23 protein-coding genes and 1 pseudogene are annotated in these 23,536 nt (G+C 64.8%); 8 read left to right on the top strand and 16 right to left on the bottom strand.

All coding sequences use genetic code 11. The features are described 5' to 3' along the window. Positions 1-5 precede the first annotated feature (5 nt). The 10 genes and pseudogenes from AC3RCG_RS21200 to AC3RCG_RS21155 all read right to left on the bottom strand — a co-directional run bounded on the left by AC3RCG_RS21200 (position 6) and on the right by AC3RCG_RS21155 (position 8,713). Positions 6-716: a glycosyltransferase family 2 protein gene (locus AC3RCG_RS21200; protein WP_070219169.1), complete on the bottom strand. Its 711-nt coding sequence runs from the start codon at positions 714-716 to the stop codon at positions 6-8. Then, positions 713-1,357: a class I SAM-dependent DNA methyltransferase gene (locus tag AC3RCG_RS21195; RefSeq protein WP_121670143.1), complete on the bottom strand. Its 645-nt coding sequence runs from the start codon at positions 1,355-1,357 to the stop codon at positions 713-715. Before AC3RCG_RS21195 ends, AC3RCG_RS21200 begins: the two co-directional genes overlap by 4 nt. Further along, on the bottom strand, positions 1,354-2,124 hold the full coding sequence (locus AC3RCG_RS21190) for a PIG-L deacetylase family protein (protein WP_121670142.1): 771 nt from the start codon (positions 2,122-2,124) through the stop codon (positions 1,354-1,356). The genes AC3RCG_RS21195 and AC3RCG_RS21190 overlap by 4 nt, the downstream gene beginning before the upstream one ends. 1 nt (position 2,125) lies before the next feature. Then, complete coding sequence (locus AC3RCG_RS21185) at positions 2,126-3,154, bottom strand: acyl-CoA dehydrogenase family protein (RefSeq protein ID WP_070310289.1); 1,029 nt, start codon at positions 3,152-3,154, stop codon at positions 2,126-2,128. 171 nt (positions 3,155-3,325) lie between these two features. Next, positions 3,326-3,472 (bottom strand): annotated as a pseudogene (locus tag AC3RCG_RS21180) (IS1595 family transposase); the annotation flags it as partial. 80 nt (positions 3,473-3,552) lie between these two features. Continuing rightward, complete coding sequence (locus tag AC3RCG_RS21175; protein ID WP_121670141.1) at positions 3,553-4,167, bottom strand: hypothetical protein; 615 nt, start codon at positions 4,165-4,167, stop codon at positions 3,553-3,555. A 141-nt stretch (positions 4,168-4,308) separates the two neighbouring features. Continuing rightward, positions 4,309-6,399 (bottom strand): methyl-accepting chemotaxis protein, encoded by a 2,091-nt coding sequence (locus AC3RCG_RS21170; protein ID WP_492404700.1) that lies wholly within the window; start codon positions 6,397-6,399, stop codon positions 4,309-4,311. Positions 6,400-6,456: 57 nt separating this feature from the next. Continuing rightward, positions 6,457-7,215 (bottom strand): TorF family putative porin, encoded by a 759-nt coding sequence (locus tag AC3RCG_RS21165; protein WP_230505793.1) that lies wholly within the window; start codon positions 7,213-7,215, stop codon positions 6,457-6,459. 287 nt (positions 7,216-7,502) lie between these two features. Further along, complete coding sequence (locus AC3RCG_RS21160) at positions 7,503-7,916, bottom strand: hypothetical protein (protein ID WP_230505794.1); 414 nt, start codon at positions 7,914-7,916, stop codon at positions 7,503-7,505. Between the two features lie 83 nt (positions 7,917-7,999). Beyond that, complete coding sequence (locus AC3RCG_RS21155) at positions 8,000-8,713, bottom strand: FadR/GntR family transcriptional regulator (RefSeq protein ID WP_070219177.1); 714 nt, start codon at positions 8,711-8,713, stop codon at positions 8,000-8,002. A gap of 140 nt (positions 8,714-8,853) precedes the next feature. Here AC3RCG_RS21155 and AC3RCG_RS21150 point away from each other — a divergent pair, with 140 nt between their 5' ends. The 4 genes from AC3RCG_RS21150 to AC3RCG_RS21135 all read left to right on the top strand — a co-directional run bounded on the left by AC3RCG_RS21150 (position 8,854) and on the right by AC3RCG_RS21135 (position 13,607). After that, positions 8,854-9,651: a (Fe-S)-binding protein gene (locus AC3RCG_RS21150; RefSeq protein WP_492404697.1), complete on the top strand. Its 798-nt coding sequence runs from the start codon at positions 8,854-8,856 to the stop codon at positions 9,649-9,651. Further along, positions 9,648-10,364 (top strand): LutC/YkgG family protein, encoded by a 717-nt coding sequence (locus AC3RCG_RS21145; protein ID WP_492404695.1) that lies wholly within the window; start codon positions 9,648-9,650, stop codon positions 10,362-10,364. The genes AC3RCG_RS21150 and AC3RCG_RS21145 overlap by 4 nt, the downstream gene beginning before the upstream one ends. After that, entirely contained in the window at positions 10,361-11,806 is a 1,446-nt protein-coding gene (locus tag AC3RCG_RS21140; RefSeq protein WP_492404693.1) for a LutB/LldF family L-lactate oxidation iron-sulfur protein, read from the top strand. Before AC3RCG_RS21145 ends, AC3RCG_RS21140 begins: the two co-directional genes overlap by 4 nt. A 94-nt stretch (positions 11,807-11,900) precedes the next feature. Beyond that, positions 11,901-13,607, top strand: coding sequence for a lactate permease LctP family transporter (locus AC3RCG_RS21135; protein WP_492404691.1), 1,707 nt, complete (start codon positions 11,901-11,903; stop codon positions 13,605-13,607). A 58-nt stretch (positions 13,608-13,665) separates the two neighbouring features. Here the strand turns inward: AC3RCG_RS21135 and AC3RCG_RS21130 are convergent, their stop codons facing one another. Both AC3RCG_RS21130 and AC3RCG_RS21125 read right to left on the bottom strand, forming a co-directional pair. Further along, positions 13,666-14,193: an NADPH-dependent FMN reductase gene (locus AC3RCG_RS21130; RefSeq protein ID WP_492404689.1), complete on the bottom strand. Its 528-nt coding sequence runs from the start codon at positions 14,191-14,193 to the stop codon at positions 13,666-13,668. 111 nt (positions 14,194-14,304) lie between these two features. Beyond that, a complete protein-coding gene (locus AC3RCG_RS21125; protein WP_080698581.1) occupies positions 14,305-14,538 on the bottom strand; it encodes a DUF3563 family protein in 234 nt (77 codons plus the stop codon). Between the two features lie 435 nt (positions 14,539-14,973). On the opposite strand from AC3RCG_RS21125, the gene fucP reads away from it, so the two are divergent. Next, positions 14,974-16,275, top strand: a complete 1,302-nt coding sequence (gene fucP / locus AC3RCG_RS21120) for an L-fucose:H+ symporter permease (RefSeq protein ID WP_070290605.1) — start codon at positions 14,974-14,976, stop codon at positions 16,273-16,275. 51 nt (positions 16,276-16,326) lie between these two features. On the opposite strand, the gene AC3RCG_RS21115 is transcribed toward fucP, so the two are convergent. After that, entirely contained in the window at positions 16,327-17,220 is an 894-nt protein-coding gene (locus AC3RCG_RS21115) for a LysR substrate-binding domain-containing protein (protein WP_230542190.1), read from the bottom strand. A gap of 160 nt (positions 17,221-17,380) precedes the next feature. Here AC3RCG_RS21115 and scpC point away from each other — a divergent pair, with 160 nt between their 5' ends. Beyond that, entirely contained in the window at positions 17,381-18,877 is a 1,497-nt protein-coding gene (gene scpC / locus AC3RCG_RS21110) for a succinyl-CoA:acetate CoA-transferase ScpC (protein ID WP_070290606.1), read from the top strand. 60 nt (positions 18,878-18,937) lie between these two features. On the opposite strand, the gene AC3RCG_RS21105 is transcribed toward scpC, so the two are convergent. Further along, positions 18,938-19,309: a hypothetical protein gene (locus AC3RCG_RS21105; RefSeq protein ID WP_070219183.1), complete on the bottom strand. Its 372-nt coding sequence runs from the start codon at positions 19,307-19,309 to the stop codon at positions 18,938-18,940. A 96-nt stretch (positions 19,310-19,405) separates the two neighbouring features. Further along, positions 19,406-20,068 carry a TetR/AcrR family transcriptional regulator gene (locus AC3RCG_RS21100; protein ID WP_230505801.1) on the bottom strand — a complete coding sequence of 221 codons (663 nt, stop codon included), beginning with the start codon at positions 20,066-20,068 and terminating at the stop codon, positions 19,406-19,408. Between the two features lie 299 nt (positions 20,069-20,367). On the opposite strand from AC3RCG_RS21100, the gene AC3RCG_RS21095 reads away from it, so the two are divergent. Then, entirely contained in the window at positions 20,368-21,489 is a 1,122-nt protein-coding gene (locus tag AC3RCG_RS21095; protein WP_070219185.1) for a M14 family metallopeptidase, read from the top strand. Positions 21,490-21,501: 12 nt separating this feature from the next. Further along, positions 21,502-21,966, top strand: coding sequence for a CYTH domain-containing protein (locus AC3RCG_RS21090; RefSeq protein WP_070219211.1), 465 nt, complete (start codon positions 21,502-21,504; stop codon positions 21,964-21,966). A gap of 257 nt (positions 21,967-22,223) precedes the next feature. Here AC3RCG_RS21090 and AC3RCG_RS21085 read toward each other — a convergent pair whose 3' ends face one another. Beyond that, positions 22,224-23,477: a DUF2863 family protein gene (locus AC3RCG_RS21085; protein ID WP_070219186.1), complete on the bottom strand. Its 1,254-nt coding sequence runs from the start codon at positions 23,475-23,477 to the stop codon at positions 22,224-22,226. Between the last annotated feature and the right edge of the window lie 59 nt (positions 23,478-23,536).

Below are 23,536 nucleotides of genomic sequence, written 5' to 3'. Positions count from 1 at the left end.
AGGTTCTAAGTCAGGTGTGGTGACGCTTCCATCTCCGCCACCACCTGCTGCAAGGTATCGCCAAAGCCGCCCCGTGCCCTGGCATGGCGGCGGGCGCTGGTGGTGACGCGCGGCGCGGCGCTCCAGGCGATGTGCGCGCCGCACGCTTGCAGCGCGGCCACCATGGCCACGTCTTCGCTGCAAGCCAGTGGCGCGAAGCCGCCGGCGCGCAGGTAGGCGCTGGCGCACACGCCGAAGTTGGCGCCATGGATGTGGCGGTGGCCGTCGGCATCGGTATAGGTGCGGCTGAAGTGGGCAAGCAGCGCCCCGGCGTTGTCGCCGTGCGGCGACCAGTCGTCCACGGCCACCGTGCCGCAGACGGCATCGGCATTCAGGCCCAGCTGTGTACTCAGCCACGATGGCGAGACGCGCGTATCCGCATCCGTGAAGGCCAGCCAGCGGGCACCGCGTTGCAGCAGTTCCTGCGCGCCCGCGGCGCGCGCGCTGCCCACGTTACGCACATTGACGGCGATACAGTCGAGGCGCCAGCGCAGGTCCGTCTGCATGGCGTGCGTCAGCACGATGCGTTGCGACTGGTCGCTGCAGGCGTCGAGCACGATGACGATGCACACCGCTTCTCCGGACAGTCGGGGGCAGGTGACGGCAAGGCGCAATGCCTCCAGGCAGGCATCCAGGCACGCTTCCTCGTCATGTACGGGCACCACGACGCCGATCATGCAAAGCCCTCGCGCTGCGCCACCGAGCGCGCATCGTTCGACCAGATCCCCAGCAGGAAGTCGGTCTCTTCGTGGCGCAGCACGCGGTGCAGGCCGGGCGCATCCTCGAACGCCGCATGCACGCGCACGGTCGAGATGATGCGTTGCGCGAATGGCGCGCGCCAGTGGCACAGGGCGATGCTGCCGCCCGGCGCCAGGCTGGCGATGCAGTGTTCGACCACGCGCGCCAGCTCTTCCGGCGACAGGTAATAGGCGATCTCGCTGAGGACGATCAAGTCAAACTTGTCGGCGCCGGGCACGATGCGCGGCCAGTCCTGCGGCAGCCGGTGCTGCGCGAGGCTGACGTTGCCGCCGTCTCCGGCGTCGAGCAGCCGCTGCTGCGTGAGCCCCAGCGCTTCGGCCGAAAGGTCGGCCGCCAGCAGGCGCTCGCAGCGCCGTGCCAGCGCCAGTGTCAGCTCGCCATTGCCGCATCCCGGTTCATATGCGTGGCGGTAGCGTTGCTGCGGCAGGCTGGCCAGCAACAGGGCGCGCTTGCGCTCCTCGTACCAGCGCTGGCGCACCAGCCACGGGTCGGCATCCTGGCGATACAGTTGTTCGAAATAGCTGCGGCGCTGGTCGTCGGGCGTGGAAATGGCGCTCATAGAAAATACACCTCCCACGCGTGCAACAGGCGCTGCAAGGCGTCGCCTGCCACGATGGCGGGGCTGCCCGTCGACGGGTCATCCTGCATCTGGCTGGCGAAGCAACGCAGGGCGGCGCGTTTGCGCTGCAGGAGGGGGGCCGGCAATGGCAGCCGGCGCGCGCGGTGCCAGGGTACGCGCGCGTCGCCCGGCACGGCCCAGTGCCAGCCCCAGACGGGCATTTCCACCAGGGTGGCGCCGCTGGCCGAGCAGGCCGAAGCGCAGGCCCAGCCGCACGCTTCATGGTCCGGGTGGCCATCCAGGCGCCAGGTGGTGAAGACGATGTCGCCGGGCCGCAGCTGCGCTGCCAATGTGGCGCTCAGCTGCGGCGTCCTGCCGGCCACGCCGCCATCGGGCAGGTGCAGGCGCAGCCACGCGGGCAGCGCCAGTCCCAGTGCCTGCAGCGCTAGCGCCGATTCCTGCGGACGCACCTGGCGCAGGCGTTCCTGCGGCCAGAGTGGCGAGCCCGGGTGGCTGGCGTCGCCGTCGGTGACGGCGACGAACAGCAGTTCGCTGCCCTGCGCCGCCAGCAGTTGCAGCAAGCCGCCACAGGCGAGGACTTCATCGTCGGGATGGGGCGCGACGATGACGGCACGCGCCCCCGGCGGCACCAGGGCGTGGGCGCTGATTGCGGGTAGCTCGTTGAGCCCCGGCCAGGATTGCCACACCTGGTCCGGCGTGCCGCAACCTTCGATGCGGCGCGTATGCGTATCGGCAAGGGTCAGCATGTCATAGCGCCCACGGATGGTCTTCGGCGCCGGCGACGATACCGCCGAGCACGGCCTGATCGCGCTCGGCATGGCTCTGGCGCAGGAACACGGGCAGGTCGGCCGCCAATCGCGCGAAACGGGCGTCGCGGCACAGGGGCCCGGCGCCCAGCGCGCGCGTGGTCAGCAGCAGGGCCAGCGTGGCGGCATCTTCCACGGCCAGTCGCAGGCGCAGGGCCATTCCCATGGCGTCGCGCTGCGGATGGGCGTCGATTTCCGCCGCGCCTTCGCGCAGCAGGGCGCCAGCGGCGCGCAGCGCACAGTCGATCTGGCCCAGCTGCGCCAGGCGCACGGCATCGGGGGCGGCGTGCTGCGCGCGTGCGTGCAGGTGGCTGGCGATGGCGCAGGCGGCGCCGTACCAGGCGGCCGCGATGCCGGCGCCGCCATGCCAGAAGCCGGGACGGGCCAGATATGCGCCCGGCGCGCCCACGGGAAAGGCGCGCGCGGCGGAAAAGGTCACCTCGACGCTGGCGCAGGCGGCCATGCCGACGGCTTGCCAGCCCTGGTCCGTGACGTGCACGCCCGGCTGCGACAGGGCTATCGAGGCCAGGCAAGCCTGGCCGTCCTCATTCCAGCAGCTGACCAAGGCATGGCTGAGGCCATGCGCACCGGAGCACCAGGCCTTGCGTCCATCGAGCACATAGCGGCCATCGGCCGCCTGCTGTAATTGCACGCGCGCGCCCGGCATTTCCGCGCACCATACGCCCCAGCTGCTGCCGGCCGGCACGCCGGGGCCGTCGATTTCAGCCAGGATGGCCAGCGCATCGGTATGGCCCTCATACAGCTTGAGCAGGGACAGGTCGATGGCGGCGATGGCGGCCAGCATTTGCCAGCGCAGCAGGGTGGCGCCGTGGCCGGGCAGGGGCAGCTGGTCCAAGCCCGCATCGCGCAGGCGCCGCAAGCCTTCGATGGGGAGAAAGGCGCTGTCCTGCTGCTGCAGCAGGGCGCTCAGTGCAGCGTGGGACGGCAGGGGGAAAGCGTGGGACGACATGGCAAGCTCCTGTTTTTCAACAGAATAGCTTTCTATTTACGCAAAGTATGTTCGATTCTACACATACGCTCGCTAACGGACTCGAGTCTACGAGGCGGTGGGCGAGATGGCGCCGTCGCGCCAAGCTGCGGGGCCGGGCGGCCCCACGGCTACTCGTGCGTTTATTTTTGGCTATGTCACCGTCAAGTGTGGGAATGCTCCCAGCGCCGCCTTCAATAACGTTGCCGGTGAGCGGATGCGCCTGGCGTCGGGTATCCAGCGCCAGCCCAGGTAGTTCGGCAGGTAGCGCGTGGCCACGCCGTGAAACGGCCGCAGCCAGTCGCATGGTGAATATGCAGAGTCAGACAGCACCGCCAAGGGAAGATTCCGTCATTTCCCCTACTTGCCGATGACTGAGCCTATTTTTTTACATACAGCATGTCGGGCACGTAACTGCTGCCGTTGTGCGAGAAGGTGTAGAGGGTGTTGTCACGCAAGACGATGCCGCCTTTGATGGTTTGCGCGGGGAGCGTGCCTTCGTCGAGCAGGCAAGTGGAGCCGCCTTCATATTCGATGCACCATTGCTGTTTGCCATCTTTCTTCACGTATTGCACGCCGGGCCCCGTGACGTTGAAGCTATAGGCGGGGATGGACAGGTTCAGTTTGTCGATGCGCACGTTGCTCGCGGCCCCATTCTCCGTCAGTTTGACGAGAACGTCAGCCACGCCATCCGGTGTCGCCGTGATTTTCGCGGTCATGGTTTCCGTGCCCAGCAAGGTACCGCTGCAGCCGGTCTTGAGATAGGTTTCGGTGGTGGAGGTCAGTTCCATCGCGCCGCTGCCGTCGGCTTTGGCTGCGACGACCATGGTCTGGCGTTCATGCTCGTCGCATGGCGCTTGCCAGGTGCCGACGTAGGGCGCCAGCGTCGAGCCGGCATTGACATTGCCTGCATCACTGCTGCCGCCGCCGCCACCGCCGCAGCCAGCCAGCAGTGCGGTACTTGATGTCAATAATACTGCTACGATTTTTTTCATGCCCATCCTTTTATTCCGGCAAACATGCGTGCCGTAGACGCGGCAACAGTATAAAAGGATGGCTCAGGGGCAATTCTCACCGAATGTATTTGCCACTTGATTTACATCAAGGATAGCGTGCAATGACCAGGCAAGGCAGGCTTAAAACTCTTCCCAGTCATCTCCTGCCGGTGCCTTGGCCGGCGCGTGCTGTGCCGCTGGCGGCTTGGCAACGGCCAGGCGCTTGGCCGGTGATGCTGTCTTTGGCGGCTCGGCGCGCGGTGTTGCCACGGCTGCCGCCGGTGTTGCTGCCGGCGCCGTCTGGCGCACCTGCTCGCCCAGCTTGAACACGCTGACCACCTCGGCCAGATGGCTGGCCTGGTCTTGCAGGCTTTCGGCGGCCGCCGCCGCTTCCTCGACCAGGGCCGCGTTCTGCTGCGTCACGCCATCCATCTGCGCCAGCGCCTGGTTGACCTGGGCGATGCCGTCGCTTTGTTCGTTGGTGGCGACGCTGATGTCGGCCATGATGGCGGTCACCTTGCGCACGCTGTCGACCACCTGTTCCATGGTGGCGCCCGCTTCATCGACGAGCTTGCTGCCGGCCGCGACCTTGCCCACCGAATCGTCGATCAGCAGCTTGATTTCCTTGGCCGCGGCCGCCGAGCGTTGCGCCAGGTTGCGCACTTCCGTGGCGACGACGGCGAAACCGCGGCCCTGTTCGCCCGCGCGCGCTGCTTCCACGGCCGCATTCAGGGCCAGGATATTCGTCTGGAAGGCGATGCCGTCGATCACGCTGATGATGTCGACGATCTTGTTCGACGAGTCGTTGATCGAGGTCATCGTTTCGATGACCTTGCCGACCACTTCGCCGCTCTTCTGTGCCACGCTCGATGCGGAAGCGGCCAGCTGATTCGCCTGGCGCGCATGGTCGGCGTTTTCCTTGACGGTGCCCGTCAGTTCTTCCACCGAAGCGGCCGTTTCTTCGAGCGAACTGGCTTGCTGCTCCGTGCGGGCCGACAGGTCGTTATTGCCTTGCGCAATTTCCGCGCTGGCGCGGGCCACGTTGTCGGCGCTGGCTTGCACTTGCAGCAGCACGGCGTGGATCTTTTCCACGAAGGCGTTGAAACCCTTGCCGATGACGGCCAGCTCGTCGGTCCCCTTGACTTCCAGCTTGACGCGCAGGTCGGCGTCGCCGCTCGACAGGTCCGTCATGGTGCGGCCCAGGGTGCGCAGGGGGCGCGTCAGCTGGTTGACGACGAGGATCAAAATACCGGCCGTGGCCGCCGCGCACAGCAGGGCGACGATCAGTGTGTAGATCATCAGGTCGCGCGCCGAGGCGATGGCCACGCTTTTCGGGAAGTTCAGTTCCACGCTCCAGGGCGCGATATCGGGGTGGATCTGCAGCGGCTGCAGCAAATGGATGTAGCCCTGGCCGTCTTCATATTCGTACGGCTGGCCCTGGCGCACTTTTTCCAGGCCGGCAGCAGGCACGTCGTCGGCCTTTTTGCCCAGCCGCTCGGGCACGGGATGGCTCGCGTACAGGCCGCCGTTCGAGATCAGGGCCAGCTTGCCGCCCTCGATCACTTTCAGGTCGGCCAGGATTTTCGCCAAGCGCGTGAGCATGAAGTCGGCGCTGGCCACGCCCTTGAAGCCGCCGTCGATCATGATGGGGGCCACCAGCGAGGCCATCAGCACATTCTTGCCGTCGACGGGGTAGATGTACGGTTCCGTAAAGTAAGTCTTGCCCGTGCGCTTGGGCACGTCATACCAGTCGTTGGCGCCCGGTTTCGGGTCGAAGACGATGGGTTCGACTTGCAGCTTGCCGCCGGCGCCCCGCGTCCAGTAGGGCATGAAGCGGCCGCTGGCGTCGTAGTACGGCTTCTGGTTGGCGAAATCCGCATCCTTGCCGTCGAGCGCGTTCGGCTCCCACGTCACGGCCGCGCCCAGCAAGTCTTCCGAGCTGGTCAGGGTGGCCTTGGTCATTTCATTGATCTGCTCGCGCTGCAGGGGCAGGCTGGCGCTCTTGGTGCCGCGCATGGCGCCGGCCAGGCTGGAAACGCTGGACAGGTTGCTGGCGATGCGCGCCTGCAGCGCGCCGGCCACTTCGCGCGCCGACGTGCGCGCCAGGTCCAGCGCGGCCGCTTCCGCGCTGGCGCTGCTCTTGTAGCCGATCACCGCCGCCGTGACGCCGAGGCTGAGGACGGCGAGCGCGGTGGCGGCGACGCAGATTTTACTGTTCAGTGAGAGTTGCATGATGCTGTTCCTTGATGGGGAGGGGTATCGGTGCCATGGGCGTCGCGGGTGGCGCGCCTAGAACGTCTTGCTGATGGCCACGACCAGCGTGGCCGCGGCCGGGTTCGACGTGTCGAACTGGCCGGCCGCATTCGGGATGCCCAAGGTGTAATGGTCGTAGGCGTCGGTGGCGCCCCAGGCGCGCGTCACGGCCGCGCTGGCGCTCCAGCCGCCGTCGAAGGCCCGGGTGACGCCCACCTTGGCGTCACGCCAGTTCCAGATGGCATTGCCCGTGCCCGCCACCCGCCCATTGCCGGCGTGCAGGTTCAAGGTCCAGGCATTGCCCAGGTCGACATTCGCACCCACGTCCAGGTAGCCCGTGCCGCGCGCATGCGTGATGCCGAAGAAGTCCGGCGTGACCGTATGGTTGTACTTGGCGTACAGCATCTTGTAGCTGAGGCCCAGCGACAGTTCGCCATAGTCATACTTGACGCCTGTGGCGCGGTAGACGGCGCCCGGATACTTGTAGTAATACGCGAGCACGCTGTAGCCCAGTTCACCCACCGTGCCGCTGTAGCCGCCGTACAGATCCCATTCGACCGTGGCGTCTTGAATGTAGCGGTCGCTGACGGTGGAAGCCCAGGTGCCGAGCGACCAGCCGCTCGGGTGCGCGTAGTCGGCCCCCGCCTGCAGCGCCGGCTTGCCCCAGGTCTGGCGAAAGCCGCGCGAAATGTACTGGGAAGTGAGGCTGGCATTGGCGCTGAAGGTGGCGGCAGGGCTGTCCGTGTTTTGCGCCTGCACGGGCAGGGCGGCCAGCAGGAAGAGGCAGCCGAGCAAGGATGTTCCAGGAAAATAGTGGTGCGATGGCATGGCAGTCAGCTCCGTATTTGCTGGCAGCGGCCGTCCAGGCACGTTGCCCTGATGGTTGCAATAAAAATGCGGAATGGACTTTTGTGGAGGCAAGGCGGACCCTGCCTGCAGGCTCGCATGAACGGGCAGATATTCTCGCCAAACTTAACTGAAAGGATAGGGGTTGGGACTAGTGGAAGTCAACAAAGTTGCGCTACGGAAAACGTAAGTTGTTGTTTCCCGGCACTTTTTCATGTGCCTGTCACATGCGCTTGTTACATTCGCGGCCCGCCACGGCTGGCTGCCTCCTGCAGGCTGGCCAGCAAGCCGGGCAGGGCCGCGTGCAAGGCAGGCAGGTCGCCCGCCGACAGGTCGGCCTGCGTTTCCACCCGGCCCGAAGGCTGGCCCCAGACGACCTGTGCGCTGAGCCGGGCGCCCGATTCGAGTCCCGTGACGCTGACCAGCAGGGCGACTTCTTCCGGGGCATCGTCGGGCACGTCCTCGAGCAGGCAGGAAATGCCGAAATGATAATCGTGGAAGGCGCTGGCCGTGCCGCTGGAAAAGGCGAATACGGAGGCGAGCGCCCGTGGGGCCGCCGCCGCGAGTGCGGGCAGGGCGGCGCGGAACAGGGGCAGCAAGTCGTTTTCCAGCTGGAGCACCAGCGGGTGGGTGTGGACGAGGACGGTCATGGCAGGAGGAAGTCAATGGCGGCGCGCGATGTTAGCAGCTTTCGCCGCCGCTGTGGCCATGGACTGTGGTCCTACCAGTGGCGTCAGTCGTCATCGCTGGTGACGCGCGTGCGCACGAAATCGATGTGGCTTTGCATGGCCGTGCGCGCTTCCTCGGGCTGGCTGGCGCAGATGGCCTCGCACAGCGTGCGGTGCTGCGACAGCAGCTGCAGCGAGGTCGCGTCGTCCTGCTGGCGCAAGCCCGTGCCGTTGATGGTGATGTGTTCGCGCAGCATGCCGATGATGCTGGTGTGCAAGTGCAAGAACATGGTGTTGTGCGACGCCTGCGCGATGACTTCATGCAGGCGCGCGTCGGCCTGCGCCTCGCCGTGCTTGTCGTCGCTGGCGCGTGCCTGCTCCAGTTCGGCCAGCAGCGCCATGATCTGCGCGCGCTCGTCGCCGTTGGCCCGCTGCGCCGCGAAATAGGCCGTCGCCCCTTCCAGCACGCGGCGAAATTCCAGGATGTCGTCGCGCAGGGCGGGGTGGTCGGCCACCAGCTGGCTCCACGGTGACGCCATGCCCGTGCGCAATTGATCCGTCACGAACACGCCGGCCCCGCGCCGGCTGCGCACGAGGCCGCGCGCCGCCAGCCGCTGCACCGCTTCACGCACGGTGTTGCGCGAGACCCCATATTGCAGCGCCAGCAGGCGTTCGGCCGGCAATTGCGCGCCCGCCGGCAAGCTGCCGTCCAGCAGGGCCGTCTCCAGCCTGCGCATGACCATCTCGACCCTGCCCCGCGTTTGCATGCCTGTCGCCATCACTGTCTTCCGGTGTTGTTTTAAAGTGGTCCGAGCAATTTGAAGTGGCTTGCGGAAGCTGGAATTATGCGTGAACCGGTCATTCTTAACAACACACAGCGGCGCCGCAGCAACACACAGAGCGCCGGGGAGACACACTCATGCAGCCAGACCCGCGCCAGCCGCGTCACTATCCGCCATCACCACACGAGGTGTACCTGTTCGCCACCTGCCTGGTCGACCTGTTCGTGCCGCAGGCGGGGCTCGACGCGGTGCGCCTGCTGGAACGGGAAGGCTTGCTGGTGCACTATCCGCGCGGCCAGAGCTGCTGTGGCCAGCCCGCCTACAGCAGCGGCAATCCGGAACAGGCGCGTGCCGTGGCGCGCGCCCAGCTCGACCTGTTTGCGCAGCCCTGGCCCGTGATCGTGCCGTCCGGTTCCTGTGCCGGCATGATGCGTCACCACTGGCCGCAGCTGTTCCAGGACGACCCGGTGGCCGGCCCGAAGGCGGCCGAACTGGCCGGACGCGTGTATGAACTGAGCGAATTTCTCGTCTGCGTGCTGCGGCTCGACCTGGCCGGCCTGGCCCTGGCCAACCCCGGCCAGGCCGATGAAAACGTGGTATTGCATACCTCGTGCGGCGCGCGCCGCGAAATGGGCACGCGCACCCACGGCGTGGCACTGGTCGACGCCTTGCCCGGCGTGACGCGCATCGAACACCAGCGCGAATCGGAATGCTGCGGCTTCGGCGGCACGTTCTCCTTGAAACACCCCGATATTTCCGGCGCCATGGTCAGCGACAAGATCGCCTCGGCCTGCGCCACGGGCTGCGACCGGCTCGTTTCGGCCGACTGCGGCTGCCTGCTCAATATCGGCCACGCCGCGCAGCACCAGGGTGCACCGCTGCCCGTCGAGCACCTGGCCAGCTTTTTATGGCGCCGCACGGGAGGCGTGGCATGAGTACGGCATTGACCGCCCGCGAACGCATGCTGGGGCGTTTGCGCGCCGCCGCGCCCTCCGCGCCCGAAGCGGTGGAGTTCATCGATACCGCCATCGACAATCACTACCAGGCGCGTCGCGCTGCCGCGCCGCTGTCGGCACGGTACAGGATAGCCGCCATGCAGGCAGCCTTGCGCGCTGCGCACGCGCAGGTCGACTGCGTGAGCGCGGACGCCTGGCCAGCCCTGCTGGCGCAGCGCCTCGGTGAACACGGCGTGCGCCGTTTGCTGCTCGATACCGGCAGCGCCGAAGGGCAGGCCTTGCGCGCCGCCTTGCCGCAGGGCGTGGCAGCGCTGTCGTTTGACCGTCCGCTGGTGCAGTGGAAGGGAGAGCTGTTCGACACCGTCGACGCGGGGTTGACCGTCGCGCGCTCCGGCATCGCCGCCACCGGTACCCTGGTCATCGCGCCCGATGCGGCCACGCCGCGCACGGTGTCCTTGGCGCCTCCGCTGCACGTCTGCCTCGTGTATGCGAGCAGCCTGCACGTGGACTTGCACGCGGCGGCGCGCGCCGAGCGCTGGGCGGACGGCATGCCGGCCAACCTGGTGCTGGTGTCGGGCCCCTCGAAAACGTCGGATATCCAGCAAACGCTCGCGTATGGCGCGCACGGCCCGCGCTGGCTGTGGGTATTGATCATCGACGACTTGCCAGCCCACGAAGGAGGCCAGCCATGAACGCCAAGCCCCTGCAATTCGTCAAGCCGGCGGACTTTCATGCGCGCGCCCGCGCCGCGCTGGACGACCCGAAACTGCGCCAGAGCTTTCGCGGCGCCATGGATTTTTTACAGGACAAGCGCAGCGCCCAATTTCCCGACGGCGACGAGCTGGAACGCCTGCGCGACATCGGCGAAGCCGTGCGCCGGCACGCGCTGGCGCGTCTGCCCGATTTGCTGGTGCAGCTGGAGGAGCGGCTGACAGCGGCCGGCGTGCAGGTGCACTGGGCCGAGGATGGCGAGCAGGCCAACGCCATCATCCACGCCATCGCACAGCGCAACCAGGCGACGCGCTTCATCAAGGGCAAGTCGATGGCCAGCGAGGAAATCGAGCTCAATCACTACCTGGAAGCGCGCGGCATGCGCTGCCTGGAGTCGGACATGGGCGAGTACATCGTCCAGCTGGCAGGCGAAAAGCCGTCGCACATCGTCATGCCGGCCATCCACAAGACCAAGGCCGACATCGCCGGCCTGTTCGCCGAGCACATCCCCGATGCGCCCTACACGGAAGACGTCGACAGCCTGATCCAGACGGGGCGGCGCGCCCTGCGCCAGGCCTTCGTCGAGGCGGATATCGGCCTGTCGGGCGTGAACTTCGCGGCGGCCGACACGGGCACCCTGTGGCTGGTGGAAAACGAGGGCAATGGCCGGTTGACGACGTCCGTGCCGGAGGTGCACATCGCCATCATGGGCATGGAAAAAGTGGTGGCCAGGCTCGAACACATCGTGCCGCTGGCCAGCCTGCTGACGCGTTCGGCGACGGGCCAGGCCATCACCACGTATTTCAACCTGATTTCCGGCCCGCGCCGCGCCGGTGAACTAGATGGCCCGCGCGAAGTGCATCTGGTTTTGCTCGACAACGGCCGCAGCCAGGCCTATGCCGACGAGCAGCTGCGCGCCACCCTGCAATGCATCCGCTGCGGCGCCTGCATGAACCACTGCCCCGTCTATACGCGCATCGGCGGCCACGCTTACGGCACCACGTATCCGGGACCGATCGGCAAGATCATTTCGCCCCACTTGCTGGGACTCGCCGCGACGGCGGACCTGGCCACCGCATCGAGCCTGTGCGGCGCCTGCGGCGAAGTGTGCCCCGTGCGCATCCCGATTCCGCAGCTGCTGGTGCGCCTGCGCACGGAGGCGAACCGCAATCCTGACGAACAGGTGGCGCATCCGCTGCGCGGGCAGGGGGCCAAGTTCAGCCGCGGCGAAAGCCTGATCTGGCGCTTCTGGAGCGGCGCCTTCGCGCGCCCCGCCAGCTACCGCCTGTTCCGCTGGGTCGCCACGCGGTTGCGGCTGCTGACGCCGCGCGCGCAACTGGGCTGGACGCAGCACCGCAAGCCTTTACAACCGGCGCCGCGCAGCCTGGCCGACCTGCTCAACGCACGGGGGCAGGAAGAATAGCGACGCCCCCCCCATACCGCAAAAAACACGCTGCACACAATTACATCAAAAGCCGTTTTTTCATTCAACCCGCATCCACCGGAGGAGACCCGACATGCAAACCTGGACCCAACTTTATACACCGCTCGGCAGCTTGTGGCTGTCGTCGCTGGCGGCAGCCGTGCCCATTATTTTCTTCTTCATCGCCCTGGCGGCGCTGCGCATCAAGGGCCACGTGGCGGCCGCCGTCACCCTGGCGCTGGCGCTGGCGGTGGCCATCTTCGCGTATGGCATGCCCGTGCCGCAGGCGCTGGCGGCGGCCGGTTACGGTTTTGCGTATGGCTTGTGGCCCATCGCCTGGATCATCGTCACGGCCGTCTTCTTGTATAAAATCGTCGTCAAGACAGGTCAGATCGAGATCATCCGCGCCTCCGTGCTGTCGGTAACGGACGACCAGCGTTTGCAGGTGCTCTTGATCGGCTTTGCCTTCGGCGCCTTCCTGGAAGGGGCGGCCGGCTTCGGCGCGCCCGTCGCCATCACCTCGGCCTTGCTGGTGGGCCTGGGCTTCAATCCGCTGTATGCGGCGGGCCTGTGCCTGATCGCCAATACGGCGCCCGTGGCCTTCGGCGCCATGGGCATTCCCATCATCGTGGCGGGCCAGGTGACGGGCATCGACCCCTTCCTGATCGGCGCCATGGCGGGCCGCCAGTTGCCGCTGCTGTCGCTGCTGGTGCCGTTCTGGCTGGTCTTCATGATGGATGGCTTGCGCGGCGTGCGCGAAGTATGGCCAGCCGCCCTGGTGACGGGTTTGAGTTTTGCCGTGACCCAGTACTTCACGTCGAACCATATCGGCCCTGAACTGCCGGACATCACCTCGGCCCTCGTCAGCCTGGTCTCGCTGACCCTGTTCCTGAAAGTGTGGCAGCCGAAGAATGCGAAAGTGGCGCATGCCGTCGGCGGCGGCACGGCCGCGCTGTCCGGTTTTGGCGGCGCGGGCGGTGCTGCGGACCTGCGCGGCGGCGGCAACCGCGCCGCTTCCCCTTACACGACGGCGCAGACCATGCGTGCCTGGGCGCCGTTCGGCCTGTTGACGGCCATCGTCACCGTGTGGAGCCTGCCCGGCTTCAAGGCCCTGTTTGCCGCCGGCGGCGCGCTGTCTGGCCTGGTCATCAAGATCCACGTGCCCTATCTCGATAAACTGGTGATGAAGACCATGCCCATCGTGGCGGAACCGAAGGCGTATGACGCCGTGTTCAAGCTCGATCTGCTGTCGGCCGTGGGCACGGCGATCTTGCTGACGGCCGTATTGTCGATGCTGATGCTGCGCATGAAGCCGCGCGATGGCGTCAAGGCGTTCGTGGAAACCGTGGCGGAGTTGCGCCGTCCCGTGCTGTCGATCGGCCTGGTGCTGGCGTTTGCCTTCGTTGCCAATTACTCGGGCATGTCGTCCACGCTGGCCCTGCTGCTGGCCGGCAGCGGCGCCGCCTTCCCGTTCTTCTCGCCATTCCTGGGCTGGCTGGGCGTCTTCCTGACGGGTTCCGACACGTCGTCGAACGCCTTGTTCTGCTCCCTGCAAAACACGACGGCGCACCAGATCGGCGTGTCCGACACCTTGATGGTGGCGGCCAATACGACGGGCGGCGTGACGGCGAAGATGATCTCGCCCCAGTCGATCGCCGTCGCCTGCGCGGCAACGGGCCTGGTGGGCAAGGAATCGGACCTGTTCCGCTTCACCTTGAAGCACAGCCTGTTGTTTGCCATCATCATCGGCATCATCACCATGCTGCAAGCGTACGTGTTCACCGGCATGATCCCGCATTGAGCGGTCCGTAGAAGTACGTAGTAAAACTAGATGAATTGATAGTAAAACGTGCAGACGGTCATGAAAATGACCTGATGCATTGCAACATAGCGAGCAGGGCCCGGCGCAATGCCGGGTCTGCGGCGATGCCTTCCGCATCGAGTCCCGACCCCAGCAGGGGCAGGCTGATGCAGGCCTCGTCGATCAGGCGCGCCGACATGGTGCGCACCGTTTCGCGCAGGGCCGCCTGCGCGTGCGTGGCGCGCGGCGAGGCGTTCAGCAGCACCAGCGGCTTGTCGATGAACGATTCATTTCCCACCATCCAGTCCAGCGCATTCTTCATGGGTCCGCTCACGCCGTGCGCATACTCGGGGCTGGCCAGCATCAGCACGTCGGCCGCCAGGATGGCGTCGCGCAGACCCGTCACGGCGGGCAGGCTGTCGGCGTCGAGGTCGGGATTGAACAGCGGCAGTTCACCGAGTCCCGGATAGATGCGGACGTCGAATGGCGCTGGAGCAAGTCCGGCAATGGCGCGCAGCAGGGCGGTGTTCAGGGAGGCGGCGCGCAGGCTGCCGGCGATGGCGAGGATGGTAATGGGCGTTTGCATCCCGCCTGTATAGCCCATCCTGTGCTCAAGCGCAAGGCGAGCAGGATGGCGCTATCGATGTTGCAACAGCCGATGACGGGCTGTGATGAGTGGCTGGGTATTACGGCACTCTTAACGGCTCAGACCGCTCATCCAGCTTGGCTGCGGGTTGGCACGGGCCAGTTCGCGCATGCGGTATTCCAGATCGTAACGGTCGGTCGATTCGGCCAGGTAGGCTTCTTCGTAAGCGCGCTCGCGGCGGTCGCTGCTTTGGTTCAGCCAGGCACCGACGCGTTTTGCGGCGTGGACCAGGGTGGCGACTATATTGCTGTTTTGCGTGGTGTGGTAAGTAAATGCGGTAGACATGGCAGACTCCTTATGTGGCGTGCCGCGTTGTGCTGCACTGCAATATAAGTATAGCGACTCCAAGTTATAAGGCTACTTTTGATTTCAAATGTCAGCTATTCAATTTTGAAATAACAGCCGGGAAAGCTGCGCAATACGGGGCTTTAAGGCATAATGCGGGCGCAGTATCGTAGTTTTACTACAAGACTGTTTTGCCCCGAATGTTGTTTTCAGACGCAGCCCGCAGGCATGCCGCGCCTACAAGACGTCATTCTGGCGAGAAACGGTCGGCCGTGCGCCTGCCGCGCGCAAGAAGCGCCAAGCCTGCCCCATTTCGTTGATGGCAGTCATGGCCCACGCTGATATCTGCGTGGCGCTTGCGCGTCCTGGTGCTGCCCGGGTGGAAACGCTTCCATGCCTGGCAAGATCAACTTGGAATTGAAAAATGGAGAAGGTATGGAATACGTAAAGCAAGGCCAGGGCGTCCAGTCCGCGCAGGCCGGCACGCAAAACAATACAGGCGCCCTGATCATTGTCACGGTCCTGTTTTTCATGTGGGGACTGCTGACCTCGCTCAATGATGTGCTGATTCCCCATCTGCGCTCGATCTACACCTTGACCTATGTCCAGGCGATGCTGGTGCAGTTCTGCTTCTTTGGCGCCTACGCCATCGTTTCGCTGCCCGCCGGCATGCTGATCAAGAAAATCGGCTACCAGCGCGGCGTCGTCGCCGGCCTGCTGATCGCCGCCGCCGGCTGCGCCATGTTCTACCCGGCTTCGACCGGCAGCTATGCGCTGTTCCTGTTGTCCTTCTTCATCCTGGCGGCCGGCATCACCGTGCTGCAGGTGGCCGCCAACCCGTATGTGACGGAACTGGGCGACCCGCAGACGGCGTCGAGCCGATTGACCCTGACGCAGGCGTTCAATGCGCTGGGGACCACCGTGGCGCCTGCGCTGGGCGGCATGCTGATTTTGTCCGGCACCGTGCTGACGGTGCAGCAGTTCGACCTGCTGCCGGCGGCCGAGCAACTGGCCTACCGCGCCAAGGAAGCCGCTTCCGTGCAAGGCCCGTACCTAGTACTGGCCGCCACCCTGGTGATCCTGGCCGTGCTGTTCGCGCTGGCCAAACTGCCGAAGATTTCGCATGCCGACGATGCGGCCGCCCTGGCGCAGGACGGCAACAAGGTCTCGATCTGGTCGCACCGCCACCTGGTGCTGGGCGCGCTGGCCATCTTCCTGTACGTGGGCGGTGAAGTGAGCATCGGCAGCTTCCTGATCAACTTCCTGGGCGAGAGCCACATCGCGGGCCTCAGCCACGCCGACGCCGCCTATTTCGTCAGCTATTACTGGGGCGGCGCCATGCTGGGCCGCTTCGTCGGCTTTGCCGTGATGCGCTATGTCAGCCCGGGCAAGACCCTGGCCTTCAACGCCGCCGTCGTCATCGCGCTGATCCTCGTCGCCGTGTTCTCCAGCGGTCACACGGCCATGTGGGCATTGATCGCCGTCGGCCTGTTCAACTCCATCATGTTCCCGACCATCTTCAGCATGGCCTTGAACAAGCTGGGCGCGCAAACGGGGCAAGGTTCGGGCATCCTGTGCATGGCCATCGTCGGCGGCGCCATCGTGCCGTTCATCCAGGGCTTCCTGGCCGACCACATCAACCTGCAACTGTCGTTCCTCGTGCCGGCCCTGTGCTACACGTTTATTTTGTACTTCGGCTGGAAGTACGCCAGCATGTACAGCGACGACGCCAAGTAAACAAGGTAGCGTTATCAACATAAAGGGTGGCCTCGGCCACCCTTTTTTACGTCAGTGCGCGAATTGCGTGCCCAGCACGTCCTGGCACACCTCGAGCCAGGCGCGCGCCGCGTGCGACAGATAGCGCCCGCTCCAGACGTGCGCCACCTGCCACGCCACTTCCGGCTCGACGATGCGCACCGTCTCCAACGGTTCGCCGGCCAGGCGGTGGATGAACGGCTCGGGCAGCAGGGCCACGCCCAGGCCGGCCGACGCCATCGCCACCAGCCAGTCCCACTGGCCGCTCTGCGCGGCGATGGTTGGCGCGAAGCCCGCCTGCGCGAAATGCTGGCGCAGGCTGCGCGTCAGGGCGAAATCATCTTTCAATAACACCAGCGGCAAGTCTGCCAGCGCCTTGAAGGGCAGCGTCGTGCGGTTTTTCTGGAACGTGCCCGGCTCGGCCAGGGCCCAGATCGGGTAGCTGGCCACTTCCACGGCCACGAGGTCGAGTTCCGGGTCTGCCGGCAGCACCGTCATGCCGATTTCCAGCTCGCCGGCCGCCACCTTGCGTTCGATCTGCTGGCCCGTGTCTTCCTGCAGGGTCAGGCTGATGTGCGGATGGCGCGCGCGGAAGGCTTTTAATACAGGGGTAAACAGCACATTGATCATGGGCGGGATGCCCACCGTCAGGCTGCCGCGCTGCAAGGCCTGGGTGTCGCGCACTTCCAGGGTCAGCTGGCGCATGTTTGCCAGCATTTCCTGGCCGTGCTGGTAGACGATGCGGCCCGTGTCCGTCAAGGTCAGCTTGCGCCCGTCGCGCACCAGCAGCTGCGCGCCCACCTCGTCTTCCAGCTGGCGCACCATCTTGCTGATGGTCGACTGGGTCAGGTGCAGCGATTCGGCCGCCTGCGTAAAGCTCGACAGGCGCACGGTTTCGACGAAATAGCGCAGGGAACGGATATCCAAGAGGGTGCTCGGCAGTGGCGCGACATGAAAATATCGACTGGATGTGGCGAAATTAATTCATGCCATGCATGTAAGCGGGATTTTATACTGAAACCACTTATGGGGTTGGTGTATGACAGCCATCCAGTTTGAGAATATTAAGAATATCAGGAGCATCACGATGTACGAGGACCGTATCCGCCACCCAGGCTTGCTCAGCAAAATCATGAGCGCCGATGAGGCAGCCAAATTGTTCCACAGCGGCATGCGTGTAGGCATGAGCGGCTTTACCCGTGCCGGCGACGCCAAGGCCTTGCCGCGCGCCCTGGCCGAGCGTGCCCTGCAAGGCCCCTTGAGCCTGACCCTGATCACGGGCGCTTCGCTGGGCAATGGCAGCGACGGCCTGATGGCCGAAGCGGGCGTGCTGGCGCGCCGCATGCCGTTCCAGGTCGACCCTGTCTTGCGCGGCAAGATCAACAAGGGCGAAGTCATGTTCATCGACCAGCATCTGTCGGAAACGGCTGAGCAGCTGCGCTCGGGCAACCTGGCTGCCGTCGACATCGCCGTCATCGAAGCGACGGCCATCACGGCGGCCGGCGCCATCATCCCGACCATGTCGGTGGGCAACTCCGCCGCCTTCGCCCAGCAGGCGAAGCAAGTCATCATCGAAATCAACCTGTCCACGCCGCTGGCGCTGGAAGGCTTGCACGACATCTATATTCCGCATACCTTGCCGGGCCGGGAACCGATTCCTCTCACGCGTGTCGACCAGCGCCTGGGCAGCACAGCCATCGCCATCGACCCGGCCCGCATTGCCGCCATCGTCATCACGGACAGCCCCGACAGCCCGTCGAACGCCTTGCCCCCCGACGCGGAAACGCAAGCGATCGCCGGCCATGTGATTGCCTTCCTCGAAGGCGAAGTGGCGGCCGGGCGCATGGGGCCGGAATTGCTGCCGCTGCAGGCGGGCATCGGCACCATCGCCAACGCCGTGCTGCACGGCCTGATCGGTTCGCCCTTCCAGAACATGACGATGTATTCGGAAGTGCTGCAGGACAGCGCCATCGAACTGCTCGATTCGGGCCAGCTGGCGTTTGCCTCGGCTTCGTCGATCACCCTGTCGGCCGCCGTGCACCAGAAGCTGATGGACAATATCGACCACTACCGCTCGAAAATCGTGCTGCGCCCGCAAGAGATCAGCAACCACCCGGAAATCGTGCGCCGCCTGGGCATCATCGCCCTGAACACGGCGCTGGAGTTCGATATCTATGGCAACGTCAATTCCACGCACGTGTGCGGCACGCACATGATGAACGGCATCGGCGGCTCGGGCGACTTCGCGCGCAACGGGCAAGTGTCGATGTTTGTGTCGAAATCGGCGGCCAAGGGCGGGCGCATTTCCAGCGTCGTGCCGATGGTCTCGCATGTCGACCATACGGAGCATGACGTCGACGTGCTGGTGACGGAGTGGGGCTATGCAGACTTGCGCGGCCTGGCGCCGCGCGAACGGGCGCCCTTGATCATCGAGCGCTGCACGCATCCCGCTTACCGCGATCAATTGCGCGCGTATTACGACGCGGCATGCCAGCGCGGTGGCCATACGCCGCACATCCTGGAACAGGCGCTGTCGTGGCATACGCGCTATCAGGAAACGCAGAGCATGCTGGCAGCGCAGTAGTTTGCGTCAGCGTAAACACAGGGCAGGGCGGTGCGGCACCGCGCCTGCCTTTTTCACAATTCAATACATATGCAGCGCCTTGGCGCCCAGGCCCAGCAGGGCAAACGTGGTGGTGGCCTGGATGCCCATGAACCACAGGAAGTGAGTGTGCATGTGTTTGCGGATGTCGCCCAGTTCCGTGCGCAAGGCGTGGCAGTCGCCGCGCAGGTCGCCGCGAAATTGCGTCAGGTCGGCCCGCAGCAGCTGCGACTCGTCGCGCAATTCCGCACGCACGTTGTCCAGGCCTTCGCCAAGACGCTGTTCCAGGGTCTTGAACCATAGCCGGTCATGTTCCCGGTCCGTTTCCAGTTTTGTCAGGCGCGCTTCCATGCGTACAGCATTGTTCGCGCTTTGCTGTTTGTCAAGCCGGTCCGTGGCATAGGCTTCGTTCATCTCGCACTCCTTCGCGCGAGCCGCGCTGCACCAGCGCAGGCGGCGTCACCCCACTGTCCGCCTTTTCCGTCCGGGCGGTTTGCGCTGGGTCAAACGTCACGAGGACGGTGCAAAGCGCAGGCGGATGCCTGCCGTGACGACAGCCAGCAGGTCGTCGATATGTGCGTTCATTTCCAGGTGCGGCGTCCATGGGTCGCCCGCATCCATGACGATGCGCAGGGAAACGAGGCCGTGCAGAGACTGCCAAAAGATTTGCGTCATCGTGTGCAGCGCCGGCTCTTCCTGGCGTACCTGACCCGCCTGCGCCAGTTCGCCGAACAGGTGCAGCGCGTAGGCATACGGGTCTTGCTCGATATTGCCGTGTTCCACTTCGACGGCGTCGACTTCCGCGTGCGGACGCAGCTCCATGAAGATCAGCGAATACTCGTCCGGATGCTGGAAGCCGTACTCGATGTAGGCGCGGCCGACCAGGCTGATGCGTTCCCATGGGTCCATGCTGTTGGCGCAGGCGGTGCGCATGGCGCGTACCAGTTCCAGCAAATCCTTGTCCATGGCCTGGGCGATCAGGGTGGCCTTGTCGCGGAACAGGGCGTACACGACGGTGGTGGAAAATCCTGCCGCCTCGGCCACCTTGCGGATGGAGACGGCGCGCGCGCCACCCTTTTTGATGAGGTCTTTGACGACGTCGATGATGTGTTCGCGCCGCGCCTGCGCCTCGCGCAACTTTCTTTCCTGAATATTGGTCAACTTCTTGTCCACGACTCTTTCCTGGCGACTCTATGAAAGCAGGAATTATAGGGGCGCGATGGCCCGCTAATGTGTCTGGCATTGTTACAATTCAGTTTTTTGTCCGGTGGATGCGACAGTAGACCGATTTTTCGCGCTTTTGACCCCCGCTTTTCCATCGATGCCCCGGAATGGTGCACGAATCGGCCGGCCAGGCTTTGCGAACGGGGACAAAGGGCGGAAAATAGAGGTATAGCTTACACTGCGTTTAGCGCAACGGCGGCCGCCCGCGAGGCGACGCCGGCACACTTACATTCGGACGGGATCATTACATGACCATTAAAATCAGCCAGAACTTCGACTCGGGCGCCATCGACGTGGTGAGCGCCACCAGCGCCGGCGCCATCGACCTGAACTTGCGCAAGGATAGCCACGCCGACATCCACCAGTGGTTCCACTTCCGCCTGCAGGGCGCGCGCGGCCAGGCATGCACGATGCGCTTCCTGAACGCGGGCCAGGCCACCTATCCGGCCGGCTATGAAGACTACCAGGCCGTGGCCAGCTACGACAGCGAAAACTGGTTCCGCGTGCCGACGACGTTCGACGGCCAGGTCATGACGATCTCGCACACGCCGGAACTTGACAGCGTGTACTACGCCTACTTCGAACCGTACTCGTGGGAACGCCATTTGCGCCTGCTGGGCGAAGTGGCCGAGCATCCGCTGGCGCGCGTATCGGACCTGGGCAGCACTGTCGATGGCCGCGACATGAACATGGTTACCATCGGCAATCCGCAGGCGGAAAAGAAAATCTGGGTCATCGCGCGCCAGCATCCGGGCGAATCGATGGCCGAATGGTTCGTCGAAGGCTTGATCGACTCGCTGCTCGACGACGCCAACCCGATCGCACGCAAACTCTTGCAGCGCGCCGTGTTCCACATCGTGCCGAACATGAACCCGGACGGCTCGATTCGCGGCAACCTGCGCACGAATGCGGCTGGCGCCAACCTGAACCGCGAATGGATGACGCCATCGCTGGAATCGAGCCCGGAAGTGCTGTGCGTGAAAAACAAGATCCACGAAACGGGCGTCGACATGTTCTTCGACATCCACGGCGATGAAGCGCTGCCGTACAACTTTGTGGCCGGCAACGAAATGCTGGAAAACTTCACGCCGGCGCAAGCGGCGCACCAGAAAGCCTTTATCGAGCGCTACAAGCAGGCCAGCCCCGATTTCCAGGACAAGTTCGGCTATGCGGCCAGCAAGTACAAGTCGGACATGCTGACCCTTGCGTCGAAATACATCGGCCACCACTTCGGCTGCCTGGCGCTGACGCTGGAAATGCCGTTCAAGGAAAATGCCGACTTGCCGGATCCGGCCGTGGGCTGGAACGGCGCGCGCAGCGCGGCCCTGGGTGCGGCCATGCTGCAGCCTATCCTGCTGTCGCTGGATTGAGCGGCGTTGATCATGGGCGTCGAGATCGAGCGTAAATTCCTGCTGCAAGGCGATGCCTGGCGCGGCCTGGGGCAGACAGTACTGCTGCGCCAGGGCTACCTGTCGTCCGCGCGCGAGCGCGTGGTGCGGGTGCGCATCGAGGGCGAACAGGCGATGCTGACCATCAAGGGCGCCAATGTGGGGGCGACGCGTGGCGAGTGGGAGTATCCGATCCCGCTGGCCGACGCCGTCGAACTGCTCGACGGCCTGTGCGAACAGCCGCTGATCGAAAAGTACCGCCACCGCATCGAACACGCGGGCATGGTATGGGAAGTCGATGAGTTCCTGGGCGTCAATGCGGGCTTGCTCGTGGCCGAGATCGAACTGGCCTCGGAAGACCAGCCCTTCGAGAAGCCGGAATGGATAGGCGCGGAAGTGTCGGGCGATGCGCGCTACTACAATGCCAACCTGATCCGCCACCCGTTCTCGCAGTGGTGATAGTGTTTTAAATGACGTTGAAATGAAAAAGGCGGAACCGGGGTTCCGCCTTTTTTATGCGCCAACGCTGTTGTCGGATTACGCCGTTCCGGCTAATCCGACCTACGGCCTGCCTTTCAACCATTATATCGACACCTATTGCATCGACACCTCTTCAAACCGTAGTCGGATTACGCCGTTCCGGCTAATCTGGCCTACGGCCTATGCCGGCATTGTAGGTCGGATTAGCGCTGCGCGCGTAATCCGACAAGCCCGCATCAATGGAAATGCTCGGTACCCTGCGGCGTATCTTCCGGCATTTCCGCATGCGCCAGCTCGCCGACCGGGTCGGCAAACAGGGGGGCGCCGCAGTCGTCGCAATACTCTCCGACAAAACGTTCCGCGTGGCGCTTGATCTGCGTCACGCCGGCGGCGTTCAGGTGTTCGATGATTTCATCGACGGGCGTCTTTTGCTTGTCCAGTGCGGCGATGCCGACCTGGATCAGGCCTTCGATCGGCGTGCCATCCTCGTCTTCCTGGCCGTACAGGGGCCAGACGATGCCGTAGATGACGTCCGGCGCCTGGCGCAGGGTGAAGGCGATGCGGTACTCGTCGACCTGACCGTCGGCCGCCTCTTCGCCGAAGCCGGCGATCACGGCGCGCAGTTCCGACGGTTCGATGGCCAGCGTGTGCGTCAGGTAGTGCACGGCGGCGCGCACGGAGACGGGGCGTATCAGCTTGTCCGCTTCGCGGCAGGCCACGTAGTAGGCTTCCGGCAGCAGCAATTCCAGGCCGCAGCCAGGCAGCAGGCGGGCGATGGTCGGCGTGGCCTGCGTACGCCATTGTTCCAGGGCGGCGCTGCGCTCGGCGATGAAGTCGAGCTGGCTCGAAGGCGTCTGCCAGCGGAACAGCGGCGCGCCGGCAGGCGCCACCACGGCCACCAGCAGGTAGCGCGTGTCGGCCAGGAAGGGCGCCGTTTCCGCCTCTTTGCTGGAGGGCTTGACGGCCGTGCCCTTCAGGGCGGCCAGGGCCAGCTTTTGCGTCTTGGCATAGGTCTCGACGTGGCTGCGCGGCAACTGATCGATCGAGTACAGGGTTGGCGCCATGGCCATCTTCGTGCCATCGGCCAGCAGGTGGGCGGCGAAATGTGCGGACAGCACGCCGTGCGCGTCGCCGGCCATGGGGCCGGAGGCGATGGAAAAGCGCGTCCACGCAAGGATGGGCACGGCGACGAGCAGGGCGTCGTAGCGCACGTCTTCATGCGTGACGACGGTCGATTCGCTGATGGCTTCAACGCAGTCCATCAGCACGTCGTAGGCGTTCAAGTCTTCCTTGAACAGGCTGCCCAGGGTGTTGTCGATGGTGTCCTGGTGGCCGGTTTTGAGTAATTTCTGGAGCTGCGTATCCAGGCTGTGTTCCCAGGACCGCTCTTCGAGACGGCTGGCTGCCTGTACGATCGCCTGGGCAAAGGTGACCAGGCGCTGGCTGTCGGCAGTCAGTTTATGGGATGAATCTTTGGAAGGACGACGCATAGCGGGATAAGAGTCTCGGAAAGTGAAAAAAATGGATCAGTCAAACAATGATAAACCCT

The sequence above is a fragment of the Janthinobacterium sp. GW823-FHT01H08 genome (genome assembly GCF_058797855.1).
Note: the sequence above shows the minus strand (reverse complement) of the source record. Positions and strands in the feature narration are given on the sequence as shown.